Raw genomic sequence first — 17,790 nt, forward strand, 5'->3', positions numbered from 1 at the left:
TCTGAACCCGGAATCTGCCCGGTTTGAGCGTGGGAGACATCAACGTGACGCGTATGAGCATCGAAACGACGCCGCTGGAGCTGGCGTCCCTGGCGGACAGGCGAGCAACCGGCTACGGCCTGGAGGCGCCGTTCTACACCAGCTCGGAGATCTACGAGCAGGATCTCGACGTCATCTTCGGTCGGCACTGGATCTTCGCCGTCGCCGAGGCGGAGATCCCGGACCCGGGTGACTACGTCACCATCGATGTGGGCGCCCACTCGGTGATCGTCGTTCGTGACGACGACGAGAACGTTCGCGCCTTCAGGAACGTGTGCCGGCATCGTGGCTCACGACTGCTCGAGTCCGCGTGCGGCTCGATCGGCAACATCGTGTGTCCCTACCACCAGTGGACCTACCGGGTCGACGGCAGCCTCATCTTCGCCGAGTCGCAGGCAGGCACCTTCGAGTACGACAAGTTCGGGCTCAAGCCGGTGAACGTCCGTGCGGTCGGCGGCCTGGTCTTCCTCTGCCTGTCGGACGAGCCGCCGACCGACTTCGACGAGGTCAGCGAGTTCATCGAGCCCTACCTGAAGCCATACTCGCTCGCCTCGGCGAAGGTCGCCCACCAGACCGACATCGTCGAGGAGGGCAACTGGAAGCTGGTGATGGAGAACAACCGGGAGTGCCACCACTGCGACGCCTCCCACCCGGAGCTGGTGACGGCGTACTTCCCGATCAGCCGCTACGAAGCCGCAGACGTGCCACCGCGCATGCAGTCGGTCTTCGAGCGCTATCAGGAGGCGCAGACGGAGCTGGAGAAGGCCCGCGACGCGATCGGCTTCCCGTACGAGGAACGCTGCGAGCTCGAAGGTCGTGCGACGGCGTTCCAGCTCTCGCACCTGCCGCTCGACGGCGCCGGGGCCTCGTTCGGTCCTGACGGGCAGCAGCTCTGCGCGAAGCTGATGGGCTCCATCGAGGACCCCAGGTTCGGAGACCTGTCGCTGCACATGCAGCCCAACTCGTGGTTCCACTTCCTCGGTGACCACGCCGTCGTCTTCTCGGTGATCCCGCTGGCGGTCGACCGGACGCTGGTCCGGACGACCTGGTTGGTGAACCCGGAGGCTGTCGAAGGAGTCGACTACTCGGTCGAGTCGCTCACCTCCGTCTGGCGTGCCACCAACGACCAGGACCGCGCCCTGGTCGAGGGCACGCAGCGAGGAGTGGCGGACCCGGGCTACGTACCTGGTCCGTACTCCGAGGTCGAGGGTGAAGTCGACGCCTTCGTCACCTGGTACGTCCAACGCATCCAAGCCAGTGCCTAGCCGGAGCTCGGGAGGAAATATGACCATCATGGAGACCGACATCCCCAAGGTGTCGGAGCCCAACTCGTTCGGTCTGCAGAACGGCCGCCCGGCGCCCGTGCGCAGTCGGCGGATGCTGGAGCCCTGCTGGGCCGAGAGCGACGTGATGGACCTGGTGTGCAGCCAGGTTCTGGCGGTCACCCATGACGTGAAGACCTTCGTCTTCACGACCCCCGAGCGACGCCCCTTCGACTTCGAGGCGGGCCAGTTCATCACCATCCGGGTCGAGATCGACGGCGAGCTGCTGACCCGTTGCTACACGATCGCCTCGCCGCCGACCAGGCCCGACCGGCTGGCCATCACGGTCAAGCGGGTCCCCGACGGTGTGGTCTCGAACTGGCTCCACGACAACCTCGAGCCCGGGGCCTGGATCTCGATGCACGCCCCGGCGGGTGCGTTCGTCCTGCCGGAGGAGGACGCGCCGAAGTACCTCTTCCTCTCGGCCGGCAGCGGCATCACCCCCGTGCTGTCGATGACGAGGACGCTGTACGACCTCGGCTCCGAGGCGGACATCCTCTTCGTGCACAGTGCGCGTACGCCGGCAGACATCATCTACCGCGGCGAGCTCGAGGCGATGGCACGCCTGATGCCCAACCTGCGAGTGGTGGAGATCTGCGAGGGCGATGCCCCCGCCGAGCGCTGGATGGGGCTGCAGGGACGCATCTCCAAGCCTGTCCTCGAGATCCTGGCCCCGGACCTCAACGAGCGTGAGACGTTCATCTGCGGTCCGGCGGGCTACATGGCGGCGGCGAAGTCGCTGCTCGAAGAGCTCGACTACGACATGGAGAAGTACCACGAGGAGAGCTTCGACTTCGGTGCTCCCGCGGTCCCTGCTCCGGCGACGGCACCGCCCGTCGAGCAGGATTCCGAGGCGGAGGCCGGAGCCGGGTTCTCGGTCGAGTTCGCGCGCAGCGGCCGGATGATCACCTGTGGCCCGGACGAGACGATCCTGGAGGCCGCGACGGCGGCCGGCATGCGGCCGATGGCGGCCTGCGGTCAGGGTATGTGCGGGACCTGCAAGGTGTCGATGCTCTCCGGGGAGGTCGACATGCAGCACAACGGCGGCATCCGGCCCAAGGAGATCGCCAACCAGAAGGTGCTGATCTGCTGCTCGAAGCCTCTGGGTGACATCCAGCTGGACTGTTGAGGAGGCGTCAGAGAACCTGGCGGATCTCGCGCTCGAAGCTGCCGATGTGCTCGAGGGTGAGCTTCTCGGCGCGGTCGGCATCACCGTCTGCGACCGCGTTGAGGAGCTGTGCCTGCTCGAGGACGTGGTGGGCCAGGTCGGGCAGACGATCGATCACCATCCACCAGATCCTGAGGGCGAGGTTGTCGTACCTGATCAGGATGTCCTCGAGGTGGGCGTTGCCGCTCGACTGGTAGATCAGGCCGTGCGCCGCCTTGTCGACGCGCATCAGGGAGGTGCGATCTCCGTCGCCCAGCTTGCCCTCGCCGATCTGGGCCGCGAGGTCGCGCATCTGCTCGCGTTGCTGTGTCGTCGCGCGTTCCGCGGCCGCGCGGGCGGCGTACGGGGCGAGCTGGCGGCGGATCTCGGTGATCGCGCTGAGCTCGGTCGCGTCGATGGTCGTGGCGAAGGTGCCGCGGCGCGGAAAGGAGTGGACCAGATGGTCGGCCTCGAGCCGTTTGATCGCTTCCCGGACAGGAGTACGCCCCATGCCGATCGCTTCTGCGATCTGGCCGTCGTTGATCGGCGCCCCCGGGCGGATGTCGAGCATCACCAGGCGCTCGCGGATGTAGCGGTAGGCCTGGTCGGCGAGCGAGGTGGCGGGGGGATTCGCCGTTGCCGCCAGAATCTCGTCAACTGTCATTGAGTTCTTTCCCCACTTGTCGGCTCTGGCTCGGTGGCGTCAGATCGTCTGCCGCTTTTACCATCTTAGTCTGATACATCAGTTACATCGCAACGGCGTGCCGCGGTGATCATCGACCCTTGCTAGTGTGATGCATCACAGATAGGCTAACTAGTATATCAGCGTCTGGCCGCGTAGCGCCCCACTGTCGTGCCGCCACCCGGAGCCTCTCTGGCACCGACAGATGCTGCTCATCCCAAGAGCTCTTGATCGGAGTGCGTCATGAGATCCTCTGCACGTCGCGGAGACCTTTCCCCGGTAGCGCCGCGCCACAGATCCGTCGGCCAGAACGGAAGCCCGACCCATCCGGCCCTCGACTGTCCTCCCGAGGAGCCCGCCAAGGATGCCGGTGGCCTCGATCGCGTCGTCTTCGGGGTGACCGCGGTCATCGCGATCGGCTTCCTGGTGTGGGGATTCGTCAGCACGGAGTCGCTGGCTTCGGTCTCAGGGAAGTCGTTGTCCTGGGTGATGGCCAACCTGGGCTGGCTCTTCGTCACCGCGGCATCGACTTTCGTCGGCTTCGTACTGTGGCTTGCCTTCGGCAAGTTCGGGAACATCCCGCTCGGCAGGGACGGCGAGGAACCCGAGTTCCGTACGGTCTCGTGGATCACGATGATGTTCAGCGCCGGAATGGGGATCGGCCTGATCTTCTACGGCGTCAGCGAGCCGGTCAGCCACTTCGTCGCACCTCCGCCGGGCGCTGTCGGCGATGGTCAGTCCGAGAGGATCCAGACGGCCATGGCCACCACCCTCTTCCACTGGGGAATCCACCCCTGGGCGATCTACGCCCTGGTGGGGCTGGCGATCGCCTACAGCGTCTTCCGCAAGGGCCGCGGCCTGCTCATCAGCTCGGTGTTCGAGCCCATTCTCGGGCGTCACGCCCATGGCGCCGGCGGCAAGGTCATCGACATGCTCGCGATCTTCGCGACGCTCTTCGGGTCGGCCGCGTCGCTGGGCCTGGGGGCGCTCCAGATCCGCAGCGGCCTGGAGATCGTCGGCGGCCTCGGCCCGACGGGCAACGGGATCCTGGTCGCGATCATCGCCGTCCTCACGGTCGGGTTCGTCTTCTCCGCGGTCTCCGGCGTCGCCAAGGGCATCCAGTGGCTCTCGAACATCAACATGGTGCTCGCCGTCGGGCTGGCCCTGTTCGTCTTCGTCGCCGGTCCGACCGTGTTCATCCTCAGCCTGGTCCCGACAACTGTCGGAAGCTACTTCCAAGAGGTTGCGATGATGTCGGCGCGAACCTCGGCCGAAGGGTCTGAGACCGCCACCTGGTTGTCGGGCTGGACGGTCTTCTACTGGGCCTGGTGGCTCTCGTGGACGCCGTTCGTCGGGATGTTCATCGCGCGGATCTCGCGGGGCCGCACCATTCGTCAGTTCGTGACGGGCGTGCTCCTCGTCCCGTCCCTGGTCAGCCTGGCCTGGTTCGCGATCTTCGGAGGGGCGGCTCTCGACCTGCAGCTGGGTGGCGTGGACATCGCGGGCGCGGGCGGCGTCGAGACCCAGCTGTTCACGACCCTGGAGTCGTTCCCGCTCGCGACGGTGGCAAGCGTCGTGGTCATGATCCTGGTCGCGCTCTTCTTCATCTCGGGAGCGGACGCCGCATCGATCGTCATGGCCACGCTCTCCGAGCGCGGATCCATCGAACCGAGCAGGCCGACGGTGATCTTCTGGGGTGTCGCCACCGGCGCGGTCGCTGCCGTGATGCTGCTGGTCGGCGGTTCCGACGCGTTGAGCGGACTGCAGACCATCACCATCGTCGCGGCGGTCCCGTTCGTCGTCGTCATGGTCGGGCTGTGCGTATCGCTGGTGAAGGACCTTCGAGAGGACCCACTCGTGGTGCGTGCCCAGTACGCCTCCAAAGCCGTCGAGCAGGCCGTTGTCTACGGGGTCTCGGAGCACGGTGACGACTTCGTCATCCGGGTCTCCCGTGATCCCGAGGCGCCTGCCGACGAATCGGCTGACGAATCGGCCGATGACGAGGAGGCCGAGCTGCCCAGGTCGGCCAGCTAGCTCGAGTCGGGAAGGGAACGGGTGTGGTGAAGCGAGACGCGGACGGCGCGTACTCCGTGGAAGGGCCGGTGGAGGCACTCAGTGTCACCGAGCCGAAGACCTGGGCAGCCGGCATACCGGCGGTGCGGAAGGCGATCGAGTATTCGCTGACTCAGACATCGGTGCGGCGTACGGCGTTGACACTGTTGAACCTCAACCAGGCCGACGGGATGGACTGCCCGGGGTGTGCGTGGCCCGAGCCGGGTCACCGGCACCGGAACGAGTACTGCGAGAACGGTGCGAAGCACATCGCCGACGAGGCGACCTCGCGCCGGGTGACGCGCGAGTTCTTCGCGCGTCACCCGGTCTCGGAGCTGGACGGGAAGTCGGACTACTGGCTCAACCAGCAGGGCCGGCTGACGGAGCCGATGGTCAAGCGGCCAGGTGCGACGCACTATGAGCCGATCACCTGGGAGGATGCGTTCCACACCATCGCTCAGGAGCTCACCGGTCTGGACTCTCCCGACGAGGCGATGTTCTACGTCTCGGGCAGGCTCAACAACGAGGCCGCGTTCCTGCTCCAGCTCTTCGCCCGCGCGTTCGGCACGAACAACCTGCCCGACTGCTCGAACATGTGTCATGAGTCGAGCGGCTCGGCGCTCAGCGAGACGCTGGGGATCGGCAAGGGCAGCGTCCAGCTCGAGGACATCTACAACGCGGACCTGGTGTTCGTGGTCGGCCAGAACCCGGGCACGAACCATCCGCGGATGCTCTCCGCGCTGGAGGAGACGAAACAGCGGGGCGGCAAGGTGATCGCGGTCAACACCCTTCCCGAGGCGGGACTGATGCGGTTCAAGAACCCGCAGAAGGCCCGCGGAGTGGTGGGCCGGGGCACCCAGATCGCGGATCGGTTCCTGCAGATCCGCCCCGGCGGCGACCTCGCGCTGTTCCAGATGCTCAACCGTCGCCTGCTCGAGACCGACCGGGCCGAGGGTGGCGGAGTGCTGGACTGGGAGTACATCGCGGAGTACACGACCGGGTTCTATGCCTTCGCCGAGCACGCCCGCACGATCACCTGGGAGGCGGCGCTCGAGGCGACCGGCCTGACCCGCGAGGAGATCGAGGCGGTCCACGAGCAGGTGCTGGCCAGTCGCTCGGTCATCGTCTGCTGGGCGATGGGGCTGACCCAGCACAAGCACGGCGTGCCGACGATCCGCGAGGTGGTCAACTTCCTCATGCTGCGGGGCAACATCGGTAAGCCCGGGGCCGGGGTCTGCCCGGTCCGCGGTCACTCCAATGTGCAGGGCGACCGGACGATGGGGATCTGGGAGAAGATGCCCGACTCCTTCCTGGACGCACTGGGTGCCGAGTTCAGGTTCGACCCACCGCGCAGGCACGGGTACGACTCGGTGGACGGCGTCCGGGCGATGCGGGACGGGAAGGCGAAGGTCTTCGTCGGTGTCGCCGGCAACTTCGTCCGGGCGATCTCGGACAGCGACGTCGCCGAGGCCGCGTTGAGGAACTGCCGCTTGACGGTCCAGGTCTCCACCAAGCTGAACCGCTCGCACACGGTGGTCGGGGAGACCGCGCTGATCCTGCCCACGCTGGGCCGCAGCGACATCGACGTCCAGTCGAGTGGTGAGCAGTTCGTCACCGTCGAGGACTCGATGAGCTCCGTGCACGCCACCCGCGGCAAGCTCCAGCCCGCCTCGGAGCATCTCTTCAGCGAGGTCGCGATCATCTCGCGCCTGGCCCACGCCACGATCGGCAGCCGGTACGGCATCCGCTGGGCGGGCTTCGAGGCCGACTACGGCCGGATCCGCGATCGGATCGCACGAGTGGTGCCCGGGTTCGAGGACTTCAACGAGCGGATCAAGGATCCGACCGGGTTCGTTCTCCCGAACCCGGTCAACTCCGGTGTCTATCGCACGCCGAGCGGCAAGGCCGTCTTCACGCGCAACGATCTGACGTGGTTGCAGGCCCCGCCGGGCCATCTGATCCTGCAGACGCTGCGCTCGCACGATCAGTGGAACACCGTCCCGTACGCCATGGACGACCGTTACCGCGGCATCCACAACGCCCGCCGCATCGTGATGGTCCACCCGGCCGACATCGCCGAGCTCGGTCTGGCCGACCGTGACCGCGTCGACATCGTCGGCGTCTGGGAGGACGGTGTCGAGCGCCGAGCCCCGGGGTTCACCCTGGTCGCCTATCCGGCGAGCCGGGGTTCGGCGGCTGCGTACTATCCGGAGACCAACGTGCTCGTACCGCTCGACAGCGTCGCCGAGGGCAGCAACACCCCGACCTCCAAGGGCGTCGTGGTGCGCTTGGAGATCGCCGCATCGGCAGAGGGGGAGAACCACCTGCGGTAGGAGGTGCCGTCGCGGAGTCACGGTGTCCTCTCGGCTGACGTGGGAGTGGCCGAAGTCGGCAGGGTGTGCGTGTGTGCCGCGGCCGCAGCGCCCGCGTCGGCCAGGGTGCCCCGGGCGACCCGGTGGCGCCCCATGATCACGGCCATCGCGACGCCGGCGAGACTGAACACCGCCATCACCCAGGACGCGGCGGCAAGGCCGGAGGACAGGGCATCGACGTTGGACCGGCCCTCTGCGGTCTGGCTGGCGATGACGTTGCCATAGATCGTCGCAGCCAGGGCCGTGGCCACGGCCGCGCCGACATAGCGTGCCATGTTGGAGACACCCGAGGCCGCCCCGACCTGGGCTGCCGAGACGCACGCAGTCGAGGCCGACGTCGCGGGCCCGTTGGACAGGCCCATCCCGACCGCCGCCGCGACGAGCGGCAGCACGAACGCGCCGTACCCCCACGAGCCCTCGACGAAGCCGATCCAACCGAAGCCGATCGCCGTGATCGCAAAGCCGGCTCCGACCACTGGGCGACCGCCGAACCGTGCCGCAACACGTGGCACCAGGGGAGCGACCGCGACGAGGCCGACGGTGGCCGGAAGGGTCGCCAGGCCTGCTTGCAGCGAGCTGAGCCCGAGCGTGCTCGGGTCTTGGAAGTAGAGGCTCACCAGGTACATCAGCGCGTTGATGGTGCCGGCGCCGATGAGGATGGCGATCGTGGATGCGACCAGGACCCTGTTGCGAAGCAGGGCCAGATCGAGCATGGGGACGGCGACCCGCTTCTCCACCGCGACGAAGGCGAATCCCGATACCACGGCCACTGCCAGGCACCCGAGCGTGGCCAACGACGTCCACCCCCAGTCACTGCCCTCACTGAGCGCCAGGATGATCGGGGTGAGGGTGGCAGCGACCAGCACGCTGCCGGCGACGTCGATCGAACGCGGCCGGTCCTCGTCGCGGGACTCGGTCACCATGCGTGCGATCATCGCCATGCACACCGCCGCGACGCCGGCGTCGAGCCAGAACAGTCCCTGCCAGCTCGTCAGCTCGACCAGGACACCGCCGAGCAGCGGCCCGGCCGCAGCACCCACGCCTGCCGCCGCGCCCCAGAGCGAGACCGCCCGTAGCTTGCCGTCTTCAGGTGTGCCGACCGTCAGCAGGCTGAGGCCACAGGCCAGGATCGTCGCGCCGGATGCTCCCTGGATGCACCGCCCGGCGATGACGGCTGCACCCGAGTCGGAGATGGCGATCAGCACGCACGAGGCGATGAACAGCAGCAGACCGAGCTGGAAGATGCGCTTCCTGCCGAACACGTCGCCCAGCGAGCCGGAGGTCACGATGGTCGCGGCACCCACCAGCGAGTAGCCCGTGACGGCCCACTGCAGCGTGGTGACATCCATGCCGGTATCTGCGCTGATGGCGGGGAGCAGGATGCTCACCGCCGACGTATTGGCGTTGACCACCAGAGTCGACAGACAGGTGACGACGAGGACACCACCTGCTCGGTTTGCCACCTCGGTGCTGCTCATCGGAACCCCTCACCTTCGTCAGGACGACTGCGGGACGCCATGCGTCAACCACAGGAACCACGGTGGCCGCCTCTGTGGGCCGAGTCCTCCCCCAGTAGGGATGATCCCGACCCGGCCGGCCCTGCCTGACGTACGAAGCTCGTCGTCATCCCCGAGCGGGATCGACGCGTGCCATGACCGGGGTGGCGAGGACTCCGTGGATCAGCACCGAGGCGACGATGGTGAAGGCGACCGTCGACCACAGCCAGTCCTGCGCCAGCGCATCGTCCTGCCCGGCGGCGTAGGCGAGGTAGTAGACGGAACCGACCCCGCGGACGCCGAAGAACGCCGTGGCCCAGCGTTGGTGCCGGGTCAGAGGCGAGGTGCGATCTCCTCGGCCCGGCCACGGCGCCAGGGCAAGGATCCCCGCCGCTGGACGGACCACCAGGATCAGCGCGAGCCCGATGGTGATCCCGCGCCAGTCGAGAGCCTCGAGCAGGCCTCGCGTGAGCGCGATCCCGAGAACGAGGAGTACGAAGAGGGTCAGCAGGCGCTCGAGCCGCTCGGCGACCTCGTGCATGGCTGCGTGGTAGTCGTGTGAGCGCTCGGCCGAACGGAAGGCCATGGCGCAGACGAAGACGGACAGGAACCCGTAGCCGCCGAGAGCCTCGCCGACGCCGTACGACCCGATCAGTGCCGCAAGCGCGAGCAGCGACTCGCCCCGTTCGGCCACGCGCAGGGACCGGCTGCTGGACCGGAACGCGATGTAGGCGAGGACCTTCCCCACCACCAGCCCGGCGAGGACACCGATCACGATCTTGCCCACGAGGTAGAAGCCGACCCATTCCAGGGCCCAGTTCGAGACGGCTCCTTCGGTGGCGAGCAGGATCGCGACGTACACGAACGGGAAGGCGAGGCCGTCGTTCAAACCCGCCTCCGAGGTGAGGGTGAACCGGAGCTCGTCGCGCTCGTCGACCTCGTGGTCCCCGGTCTGCGGGCCGGCCACCTGGACGTCGGAGGCGAGCACCGGGTCGGTGGGCGCCAGCGCCGCGCCCAGGAGTATCGCCACGGCCGGTGCCAGTCCGGCTGCCCACCCGAGAACCGCGATGGCGGCGATGGTGATCGGCATCCCGATGGCCAGCAGCCGCCAGGTGGACGACCACCGGCGCCAGGTCCTCGGACTTCGGAGCTCGAGCGGCCGGTCCAGCGCCAGGCCGACCCCCATCAGCGCCACGATGATGACCAGCTCGGTGGCGTGCTCGATCGCGACCCGGTTGGCCTGCGGGTCCAGCGGCAGGCCGTCGGGGAGCGGCGTGAGCCCGATCAGCATCCCGACCCCGACCAGCACCATCGGCGCCGAGATCGCCCACCGGTTGAGGAGGTCGGGAAGCACGATGGCCAGCAGCAGGCTGGCGCCGATCACCATGTAGGCAAGGTCGGCAGTCATAGCTACGTCGCCCCGATTCGTCGCATTGCAGGTCCAGCACGGCCAGCTCCCTGAACCAGGTTACGTTCGAACCAACCGACTCGCAGAGCATGCGAGGTCGCGTCGGGGGTTACCGGTCGAGCCATGAGTGAAGAGCAGCTTCAGCCGGAGGACACCCTCGACGACCGCGGTGTCGACGATGTCCTGGACGAGGGCTATTCGCCGCCCGAGCGGCCGCGGGGTGTCACCGCGAAGGGTGTGACGCCGCGGGAGGAGATCGAGGGGGAGACCATCGACGAACGACGCGCTCAGGAGGAGCCGGAGGTCTGGGAGGAGGCCGAGGCGGAGGCTGACGCGGACATCTTGGACGGCCCCGTGACCGGCGAGGTGGGCGAGGCACGCGCCGGTCGGCTCACCAGTCCCGACGAGGGTGTGCGTGAGGACGACGAGGGGAAGCTCATCGGACACGACGAAGGGATCGACGGTGCCGGCGCCTCGGCTGAGGAAGCGGCCGTGCACATCGTCGAGGAGCCTCCTGACTGAGACTGAGTCCGCGCGTTCGGGGGTACCGGTGAGTGGCCGGATCCCTTTCAGCGCAGAGGAGAGCTGCCGTGTCCGAAGACGTGACCGACCTGATCATGCAGGACCACCGTGAGGTGGAGAGCCTGTTCGAGAAGCTTCAGCGAGATCCAGAGGTACGAGCCGGGCTGACCCCGATCTTGGTGACGCTCCTGGCCGCACACAGCCGCGCCGAGGAGGCCGAGGTCTACCCGGTCGCCCGGGACGAGGCGGGTGAGGCGGAGGACGTCGCGCACAGTCAGGAGGAGCACCTGCTGGCGGACCGCCTCCTTGCCGAGCTCAGCGAGTGCGACCCCTACTCGGCGGAGTACGGCGACAAGCTGGCAGAGGTGGTGGAGGCGGTCTCCCATCACATCGAGGAGGAGGAGAGCACCGTGCTGCCCGGCATTCGCGACCGTCTCGACGACGCCCGCCGCGCCGAGCTGGGCAAGGCCTTCCTGAAGAGCCGGCAGGAGCACCTCGGCGACATGCCCCAGGACATCACCCGGGACGAGCTGCGCCGCCAGGCCGCCAACGCCGACATCCCCGTCGGGGACAAGGGCAAGGAAGACCTGCGGCGTACGCTCGATCAGCACGCCGACAGTTGACGCGCAACCGCCGAAGCCGTCAGGTCCCCGCCATGATCAGGCAGGACGCGATCGCGTGACCGATGACGCGGCCGGTCTGGTCGGTGATCTCGGCTTCGGCGGTCGCGGCGCGGCGTCCGATGGTAACGACGCGTCCCACGCAGGTGAGGGTGCCGCTGTCGAGCGTGGCCGCGCGGGTGAACTTGATGGTCAGGTCGAGCGAGGTGTAGCCGGTGCCGGCCTTCAGCTTGGTGTGGACCGCGCACCCCAGAGCCGAGTCGGCGAGGGTCGCCAGGATGCCGCCGTGCACGGTGCCGATCGGGTTGTAGTGCCATTCCTCGGGCGTGAGCTCGAAGACGGCCCGACCGTCGCTGACCTCGACCAAGGCCATGCCGAGGGTCGCGTTGATCGGTGGCGGCGGTAGCTCGCTGTCGCCCAGCTGCTTGAAGAAGTCGAGCCCGTCGAGCTCCCTGGCCGCGGTGGCGAAGAGCTGTGGGTCGGCCCATGAGTAGGTGCGTTCGCGCACCGCTCGGGACTGCTCGGAGGTCGTGCTCTGGGTCGTGTTCTGGGTCATGGCGGCTCAGATCCGCTCGATGATCGTGGCGTTCGCCAGACCGCCGGCCTCGCACATGACCTGCAGCCCGTAGCGGCCGCCGGTCTGCTCGAGGTTGTTCAGGAGCGTGGTCATCAGCCGGGCGCCGGACCCGCCCAGCGGGTGCCCGATGGCGATGGCGCCGCCGTTGATGTTGACCTTGGCGAGGTCGGCACCGGTCTCCTTCTGCCAGGCGAGCACGACGGAGGCGAATGCCTCGTTGACCTCGAAGGCGTCGATGTCATCGATCGAGAGTCCGGCGCGGGCCAGCACCTTCTGGGTGGCCGGGATGATGCCGGTGAGCATGAAGATCGGGTCGTCGCCCGCGACCGCGAAGGAGTGGACCCGCGCCCTCGGGGTCAGGCCGAGGCGTGCGGCGGCCTCCTCGGAGGCGACCAGGAGCGCGGCTGAGCCGTCGTTGATGGGGGAGCTGTTGCCGGCCGTGACTCGCCAGTCGATCTCGGGGAACCTGGCCACGGAGGCCTCGTCCTTGAAGGCGAGTCGAAGGCCCGCGAGCGAGTCGGCCGTGGAGGAGGGCCGGATCGTCTCGTCGACGCGCAGGTCGTTCACGTAGGTGACCTGCGAGTCGAAGTGTCCGTCCTTCCACGCCGCCGCGGCACGCTGGTGCGACTCTGCCGCGAACTCGTCCAGCTCGTTGCGGGAGAGGTCCCACTTGTTGGCGATCAGCTCGGCCGAGATGCCCTGGAGGACCAGGCCGCCGTCGTAGCGAGCGTTCACCTTGCTGCCGTAGAAGTCCTTGCCCGCGAACTGCGACCCCATCGGGACGCGGCTCATCGACTCCACGCCGGAGGCGATGGCCACGTCGTACGCCCCGGCGATCACGCCCTGTGCGGCGAAGTGGAGCGCCTGCTGCGAGCTGCCGCACTGCCGGTCGACGGTGACGCCGGGGACCGACTCCGGGAACCCGGCGCCGAGCAGGGCCCAGCGGGCGGTGTTGCCCGACTGCTCGCCGACCTGCCCGACCGCGCCGCTGATCACGTCGTCGACGACGGCCGGGTCGATGCCGGTGCGTTCGACGAGCGCGGCGAGCGTGTGCGCATGGAGGTCGACGGCGTGGATCTCGGAGTAGGCGCCGCCGGGCTTGCCCTTGGCCACGGGCGTACGGACGGCGTCGACGATGAAGGCGTTCGGCATGGTTGGTCCTCTTTCTCGTTCAAGCGGTGGTGTGCGAGTCGGGTCGGAACAGCGAACGTGCTGGAGCGTGGCTCAGCGGGGCGCGACCATCAGCGGCTGCGCGACCATGGCGAAGGTGCCGTGCTCGTCGGCCATGTCGCCCTGGGCCAGGCCGATACCGTCCGGGCCGATGGTGCTGCGGGCGTCGAGCAGCATCCACTCGCTCGTGGGCGGTCGCTCGATGGTGACCGTCACGGTCGGCGGGATGAAGTACCACGAGCTCATCGGCAGGGAGCCGGACAGACCGTTGGTGGAGTCGGCCAGGGTGAGGAGGCGCTGCACCGGGGAGGCCCGCTCGCCGGCGACCAGCGGGACACGCAGGCGCGCCCACACCGTCGCCGGGCCGGGTTCGTAACCCCCGCTGACGAACCGCCAGTCGATGGCGCGGCCGTAGCCCCAGTCCGGGCTGACCCCGTCGAAGAACCGCTCGGAGGAGGCCGGCGGGATGGCGGGCGCTTTCTCCTCCGGACGCCAGTGCTCGCGGGTCGATCCCGGCGTGGCCCGGATCAGCCAGGCGCTCGCCTTGACGGCGAGCCGGTCACCGGCCCACAGGGAGGCCTCGATGAGCTCGACCCGACGGCCCGGCCGGACCACGTTCGCCTCGACGCGCATGGTTCCCTGAGGAATGCCGCCGAGCATGTCGGCCGTGAAGCGGGCGATGGACAGGGCCGGGTCGGAGCGTACGGACTCGATCGCCCTGGCCAGCAGGGCAGCGGGAGGGCCGCCATGCTGCAACGAGTGGTCCCATGGGCTGGCCGTCGCCGGGGTCGACTCGAACGTTCCGTCCTCGTCGGTCGGGAGGTAGAAGGCGTCGAACTCGAGGGTCATCAGCGTCTCCTGTGCGTGGGTCAGCGGGCCAGTTGCGGGTAGAGCGCCTCGATCGGCTGGGCGAGACCGGCCTTGACGTCGGCGCTCACCTGGTCGGCGAGGATCTCGTACGCGTCCGCCTCGAGGCCTTCGTAGGCACTGCGGACCACGTCGGCCGGGTCGTTCTTCGGGTCGGTGATTCCGACCGTCATCGGGGTGTCGGTGTAGCCCAGGTGCAGTGAGGCGACGTGGATGCCGTCGTCCGCGAGCGCGAGGCGCTGGGTGTTGGTCGCAGACCACAGCGCGGCCTTGGTGGCGCTGTAGGCGTCGCCGATGCCATACCAGCTCAGGACCGAGAGCACGTTGAGCACGACTCCCTTGCTCGCGCGCAGCGACGGCAGGAAGGTGGTCGTGACGTCGAGCGCTCCCCAGAAGTTGGTCTCGAACAGGTCGCGCGCGGCGCTCAGGTCACCGGTCACGCTGGCGCCGTTGGAGCCGCCGGCGTTGTTGATGACGACCGTGACGTCTCCGGCCGCCGCGGCCGCCTCGGCGACCGAGTCGTGGTCGGTCACATCGAGCCTCAGCGGCACGATGCGCGGGTCGTTCCACTCGCGGGGCCTGCGGGCCGCGGCGTAGACCTTGGCGGCGCCGCGCTCGAGCGCCTGGCTGACGAAGTGGGTGCCGAGTCCGCCGTTCGCTCCGGTCACCAGGACGACCGCGTTCGCGAGAGTGGGCATGTGGTTCTCCTGTTCGAGGGCGCGGGCGCCGCTCCGTGATGAGTTGGTTTTTCCAACGTACTCGGGTTGGTTTGGTTTTCCAACTCGATTAGGATCGAACCATGATGACGCAGGTACGTGAGTGCTCGGTGGCGCGGACGCTCGAGCTCGTCGGCTCCAAATGGACCCTGCTCGTCGTTCGCGAGCTGTTTCTCGGGAGTCGCCGGTTCGAGGAGATCGCCCGGTTCACGGGCGGGCCGCGCGACATCCTCACCGACCGGCTACGCAGGCTCGAGGCCCATGGGCTGGTGACTCGGGTCCAGTACGAACAGCGCCCGCCGAGGTTCGAATACCACCTGACCGATCTCGGGCGATCGCTCGCGCCGATCATCGAGACGATGCGCGAGTTCGGTGACCGTCATCTGGCAGGCGAGGATGGCCCGCCGGCCAGGTTCGAGCACTCCTGTGGCGCGGAGTTCCACCCGGTGCTGGCCTGCAAGGCCTGCGGGGAGGTCGTACGCCGCGGCGAGGTCCAGATCGCAGACACCGCGACGTGATCGGGCCGCGCGGTGCGGCCGGGGCTCAGCCGACCGGCGGCCCGGCGACGAGGGCGACGACGGTCAGCGCGGCGACGCTCGCGAGGCCGGCGGCCAGGCCGCGTACCGGGTTGCGGAGGAGCCAGGACAGCGGACGCTCGAGCGGGCGGGTGGGGGACTCGTCGATCAGTCGCCACGTCGGGGCGAGCAGGCCGCGGCGCTCGGCGTAGCTCTCGAACCAGAGGGTGAGGAACGGCGGGATCGAGGAGGCGAGTCCGGCGACGAGGCGGCCGAAGGACCAGCGCTGGTCGGCCGCGATCGCGACCGTGGTCACGCAGTAGGTGATGAACACGATCCCGTGCAGCATCCCGAAGATGCTCACTCCCAGCTCGGTCGTCTCGGTGACGTACTTCAGGAACATGCCGCTGAGCAGCCCGGCCCAGGTCACCGCCTCGGCGGTGGCGACGATCCGGTAGAGACGGGACGGCGAGCTCAGGAGTGCGGACACGCGGAGAAGTTTATTCGCACCCGTGTCCTTGTATGAATCGGGCGGCGATGGGTACCGGTCTCAGCATGACGACCGACAAGCTGCACTACACGATCCCGGGCCTCGATGAGGATGCTGCGCGGACGACCATCGGCCTGCTCCAGTCACGCCTCCACGCCACGAACGACCTCCAGCTCACCCTCAAGCACGTGCACTGGAACGTGGTCGGACCGCACTTCATCGCGGTCCACCAGATGATCGACCCGCAGGTCGACGCGGTGCGCGCGATGGCCGATGCGCTCGCCGAGCGCATCGCGACCCTGGGCGGGGCCCCGCGAGGCACCCCGGGCGCACTGGTCGAGGAGCGGGAGTGGAACGACTACAGCATCGGCCGAGCCACCACCCAGGAGCACCTCGCGGCGCTCGACGTCACCTATCAGGGCGTGATCGGCTCCTACCGTGAGGCGATCAAGACCCTCGACGACATCGACCTGGTGACCCAGGACATCCTGATCGGCCAGACCGAGCAACTCGAGCTCTTCCACTGGTTCGTCCGAGCCCACCTGGAGGACCAGGGCGGTCAGCTGCAGACCAGCGGTGAGGCCACCGAGGCGGGAGCGGCACGAGCCGCCCACGGCTGAGGGGGTTCGCATGCGGTGGTGGTTCACGGCGTTGGCGCTGCTCCTCCCGATGATCCTCACCGGATGCGGCCCTGGACAGGACGAGGCGGTGCGTGACAGCGCCGCCGCCTTCCAGGACGCTGTCGCGGCCCAGGACTGGGACGCGGCATGCGCGCTGCTGGCTCCGGAGACGCGATCCGAGCTGGAGTCCGCCGCCAAGTCGCCCTGCGGCGGCGCGCTGGCCGAGGAGGACCTCCCCGCTCCGGGAGCCCCGGACGGCGTGGACGTCTTCGGAACGATGGCCGAGGTGCGCTACCAGGGCGAGACCATGTTCCTGACCCGGTTCGCCGACGGCTGGCGGTTGCACGCGGCCGGTTGTACACCGCAGCCCCCCAAGCCCTACGACTGCGCCCTGCACGGAGGCTGAGATGCGGGTCATGTACGTCGCCTACCTGGCGGTCATCGGCATCGGACTGCTCTACACGTTCGTCCTCGCACTGAGGCACGGGTGAGGAGCCCCGATGCGCCGGTTCCTCAGGGAGAACTCACTGAGCCTCGCTTTCGGGGCGCTCTTCCTGGCCAGCCTCGTCGGCCAGGCGTTCGCCGGCTGGCACCAGCTCAACGACGAGCTGTTCGCCGACGGCCTCCATCAGCTCTCGCTGGGCGCCTACCTCACCTCGGCGAGCTTCGCCGTGGACGTGACGGAGAACTGGCAGAGCGAGTATCTCCAGTTCCTGCTCTACGTCGTGCTGACCGTCTGGCTGGTGCAACGAGGTTCCCCGGAGTCCAAGCCGCTGAAGGACGCGGGTCAGGAGTCCGACGAGAAGCAGAAGGTCGGGGCGTACGCCCGGCCTGACTCGCCCAAGCTGGCCCGGGCCGGCGGCCTGCGGACGTTGTTCTACTCCCGCTCCCTGGGCATCGTCATGGGCTCCATCTTCCTGATGTCCTGGCTGGTCCAGTCGGTGGCGGGGTGGGCGACGTACAACGAGACCAGGCTGCGTCAGCTCCGCGACCCGATCCCGTGGATCTCCTATCTGACGAACTCGGACTTCTGGGCGCGCACCCTCCAGAACTGGCAGTCGGAGTTCCTGGCGGTCGGCTCGATGGCCGTCCTCGCGATCTACCTCAGGCAGCGCGGGTCACCCGAGAGCAAGCCGGTCGGCTCCTCGCACGAGGCCACCGGGATCGAGGGCTGA

Annotated in this window: 18 protein-coding genes; 10 read left to right on the plus strand and 8 right to left on the minus strand. The window is 68.3% G+C overall.

Going from position 1 to position 17,790, the window contains the following annotated elements:
• The first annotated feature begins 53 nt into the window (after window positions 1-53).
• Entirely contained in the window at window positions 54-1,304 is a 1,251-nt protein-coding gene (locus ACFWQC_RS19035) for an SRPBCC family protein (protein ID WP_378681268.1), read from the plus strand.
• Window positions 1,305-1,323: 19 nt separating this feature from the next.
• Window positions 1,324-2,490 (plus strand): FAD-binding oxidoreductase, encoded by a 1,167-nt coding sequence (locus ACFWQC_RS19040; protein WP_378681271.1) that lies wholly within the window; start codon window positions 1,324-1,326, stop codon window positions 2,488-2,490.
• A 7-nt stretch (window positions 2,491-2,497) separates the two neighbouring features.
• Here the strand turns inward: ACFWQC_RS19040 and ACFWQC_RS19045 are convergent, their stop codons facing one another.
• The gene (locus tag ACFWQC_RS19045) at window positions 2,498-3,172 is read right to left on the minus strand and encodes a GntR family transcriptional regulator (RefSeq protein WP_378681274.1); all 675 of its coding nucleotides are present in this window, start codon (window positions 3,170-3,172) and stop codon (window positions 2,498-2,500) included.
• Window positions 3,173-3,433: 261 nt separating this feature from the next.
• On the opposite strand from ACFWQC_RS19045, the gene ACFWQC_RS19050 reads away from it, so the two are divergent.
• Both ACFWQC_RS19050 and ACFWQC_RS19055 read left to right on the plus strand, forming a co-directional pair.
• A complete protein-coding gene (locus tag ACFWQC_RS19050) occupies window positions 3,434-5,224 on the plus strand; it encodes a BCCT family transporter (protein ID WP_378681277.1) in 1,791 nt (596 codons plus the stop codon).
• A 68-nt stretch (window positions 5,225-5,292) separates the two neighbouring features.
• Window positions 5,293-7,575, plus strand: a complete 2,283-nt coding sequence (locus ACFWQC_RS19055; protein ID WP_378681280.1) for an FdhF/YdeP family oxidoreductase — start codon at window positions 5,293-5,295, stop codon at window positions 7,573-7,575.
• Between the two features lie 17 nt (window positions 7,576-7,592).
• On the opposite strand, the gene ACFWQC_RS19060 is transcribed toward ACFWQC_RS19055, so the two are convergent.
• Together ACFWQC_RS19060 and ACFWQC_RS19065 are read right to left on the minus strand one after the other, a co-directional pair.
• Entirely contained in the window at window positions 7,593-9,092 is a 1,500-nt protein-coding gene (locus ACFWQC_RS19060) for an MFS transporter (RefSeq protein ID WP_378681283.1), read from the minus strand.
• Between the two features lie 145 nt (window positions 9,093-9,237).
• On the minus strand, window positions 9,238-10,518 hold the full coding sequence (locus ACFWQC_RS19065) for a cation:proton antiporter (protein WP_378681286.1): 1,281 nt from the start codon (window positions 10,516-10,518) through the stop codon (window positions 9,238-9,240).
• A gap of 123 nt (window positions 10,519-10,641) precedes the next feature.
• Here ACFWQC_RS19065 and ACFWQC_RS19070 point away from each other — a divergent pair, with 123 nt between their 5' ends.
• Window positions 10,642-11,040, plus strand: a complete 399-nt coding sequence (locus ACFWQC_RS19070; protein ID WP_378681289.1) for a DUF5709 domain-containing protein — start codon at window positions 10,642-10,644, stop codon at window positions 11,038-11,040.
• 68 nt (window positions 11,041-11,108) lie between these two features.
• Window positions 11,109-11,663, plus strand: coding sequence for a hemerythrin domain-containing protein (locus tag ACFWQC_RS19075; RefSeq protein WP_378681292.1), 555 nt, complete (start codon window positions 11,109-11,111; stop codon window positions 11,661-11,663).
• Window positions 11,664-11,682: 19 nt separating this feature from the next.
• On the opposite strand, the gene ACFWQC_RS19080 is transcribed toward ACFWQC_RS19075, so the two are convergent.
• The 4 genes from ACFWQC_RS19080 to ACFWQC_RS19095 all read right to left on the minus strand — a co-directional run bounded on the left by ACFWQC_RS19080 (window position 11,683) and on the right by ACFWQC_RS19095 (window position 14,972).
• Window positions 11,683-12,216, minus strand: coding sequence for a PaaI family thioesterase (locus ACFWQC_RS19080; RefSeq protein WP_378681295.1), 534 nt, complete (start codon window positions 12,214-12,216; stop codon window positions 11,683-11,685).
• Window positions 12,217-12,222: 6 nt separating this feature from the next.
• Window positions 12,223-13,389, minus strand: coding sequence for an acetyl-CoA C-acyltransferase (locus ACFWQC_RS19085; RefSeq protein ID WP_378681298.1), 1,167 nt, complete (start codon window positions 13,387-13,389; stop codon window positions 12,223-12,225).
• 72 nt (window positions 13,390-13,461) lie between these two features.
• Window positions 13,462-14,256, minus strand: coding sequence for a thioesterase family protein (locus tag ACFWQC_RS19090; RefSeq protein ID WP_378681301.1), 795 nt, complete (start codon window positions 14,254-14,256; stop codon window positions 13,462-13,464).
• A gap of 20 nt (window positions 14,257-14,276) precedes the next feature.
• Complete coding sequence (locus ACFWQC_RS19095) at window positions 14,277-14,972, minus strand: SDR family oxidoreductase (protein WP_378681304.1); 696 nt, start codon at window positions 14,970-14,972, stop codon at window positions 14,277-14,279.
• 101 nt (window positions 14,973-15,073) lie between these two features.
• Between ACFWQC_RS19095 and ACFWQC_RS19100 the strand changes: the two genes are divergently transcribed.
• Entirely contained in the window at window positions 15,074-15,508 is a 435-nt protein-coding gene (locus ACFWQC_RS19100; protein WP_378681307.1) for a winged helix-turn-helix transcriptional regulator, read from the plus strand.
• A 25-nt stretch (window positions 15,509-15,533) separates the two neighbouring features.
• Here ACFWQC_RS19100 and ACFWQC_RS19105 read toward each other — a convergent pair whose 3' ends face one another.
• Window positions 15,534-15,995 carry a DUF3817 domain-containing protein gene (locus ACFWQC_RS19105; RefSeq protein WP_378681310.1) on the minus strand — a complete coding sequence of 154 codons (462 nt, stop codon included), beginning with the start codon at window positions 15,993-15,995 and terminating at the stop codon, window positions 15,534-15,536.
• A 65-nt stretch (window positions 15,996-16,060) separates the two neighbouring features.
• On the opposite strand from ACFWQC_RS19105, the gene ACFWQC_RS19110 reads away from it, so the two are divergent.
• The 3 genes from ACFWQC_RS19110 to ACFWQC_RS19120 all read left to right on the plus strand — a co-directional run bounded on the left by ACFWQC_RS19110 (window position 16,061) and on the right by ACFWQC_RS19120 (window position 17,790).
• Window positions 16,061-16,615: a Dps family protein gene (locus tag ACFWQC_RS19110; RefSeq protein ID WP_378681313.1), complete on the plus strand. Its 555-nt coding sequence runs from the start codon at window positions 16,061-16,063 to the stop codon at window positions 16,613-16,615.
• 10 nt (window positions 16,616-16,625) lie between these two features.
• Window positions 16,626-17,021 carry a hypothetical protein gene (locus ACFWQC_RS19115; RefSeq protein WP_378681316.1) on the plus strand — a complete coding sequence of 132 codons (396 nt, stop codon included), beginning with the start codon at window positions 16,626-16,628 and terminating at the stop codon, window positions 17,019-17,021.
• Between the two features lie 94 nt (window positions 17,022-17,115).
• Window positions 17,116-17,790, plus strand: coding sequence for a DUF6766 family protein (locus tag ACFWQC_RS19120; RefSeq protein ID WP_378681319.1), 675 nt, complete (start codon window positions 17,116-17,118; stop codon window positions 17,788-17,790).

Origin of the sequence: Nocardioides sp. NPDC058538, from assembly GCF_042719275.1 — a bacterium.
Classification (GTDB): domain Bacteria; phylum Actinomycetota; class Actinomycetes; order Propionibacteriales; family Nocardioidaceae; genus Nocardioides.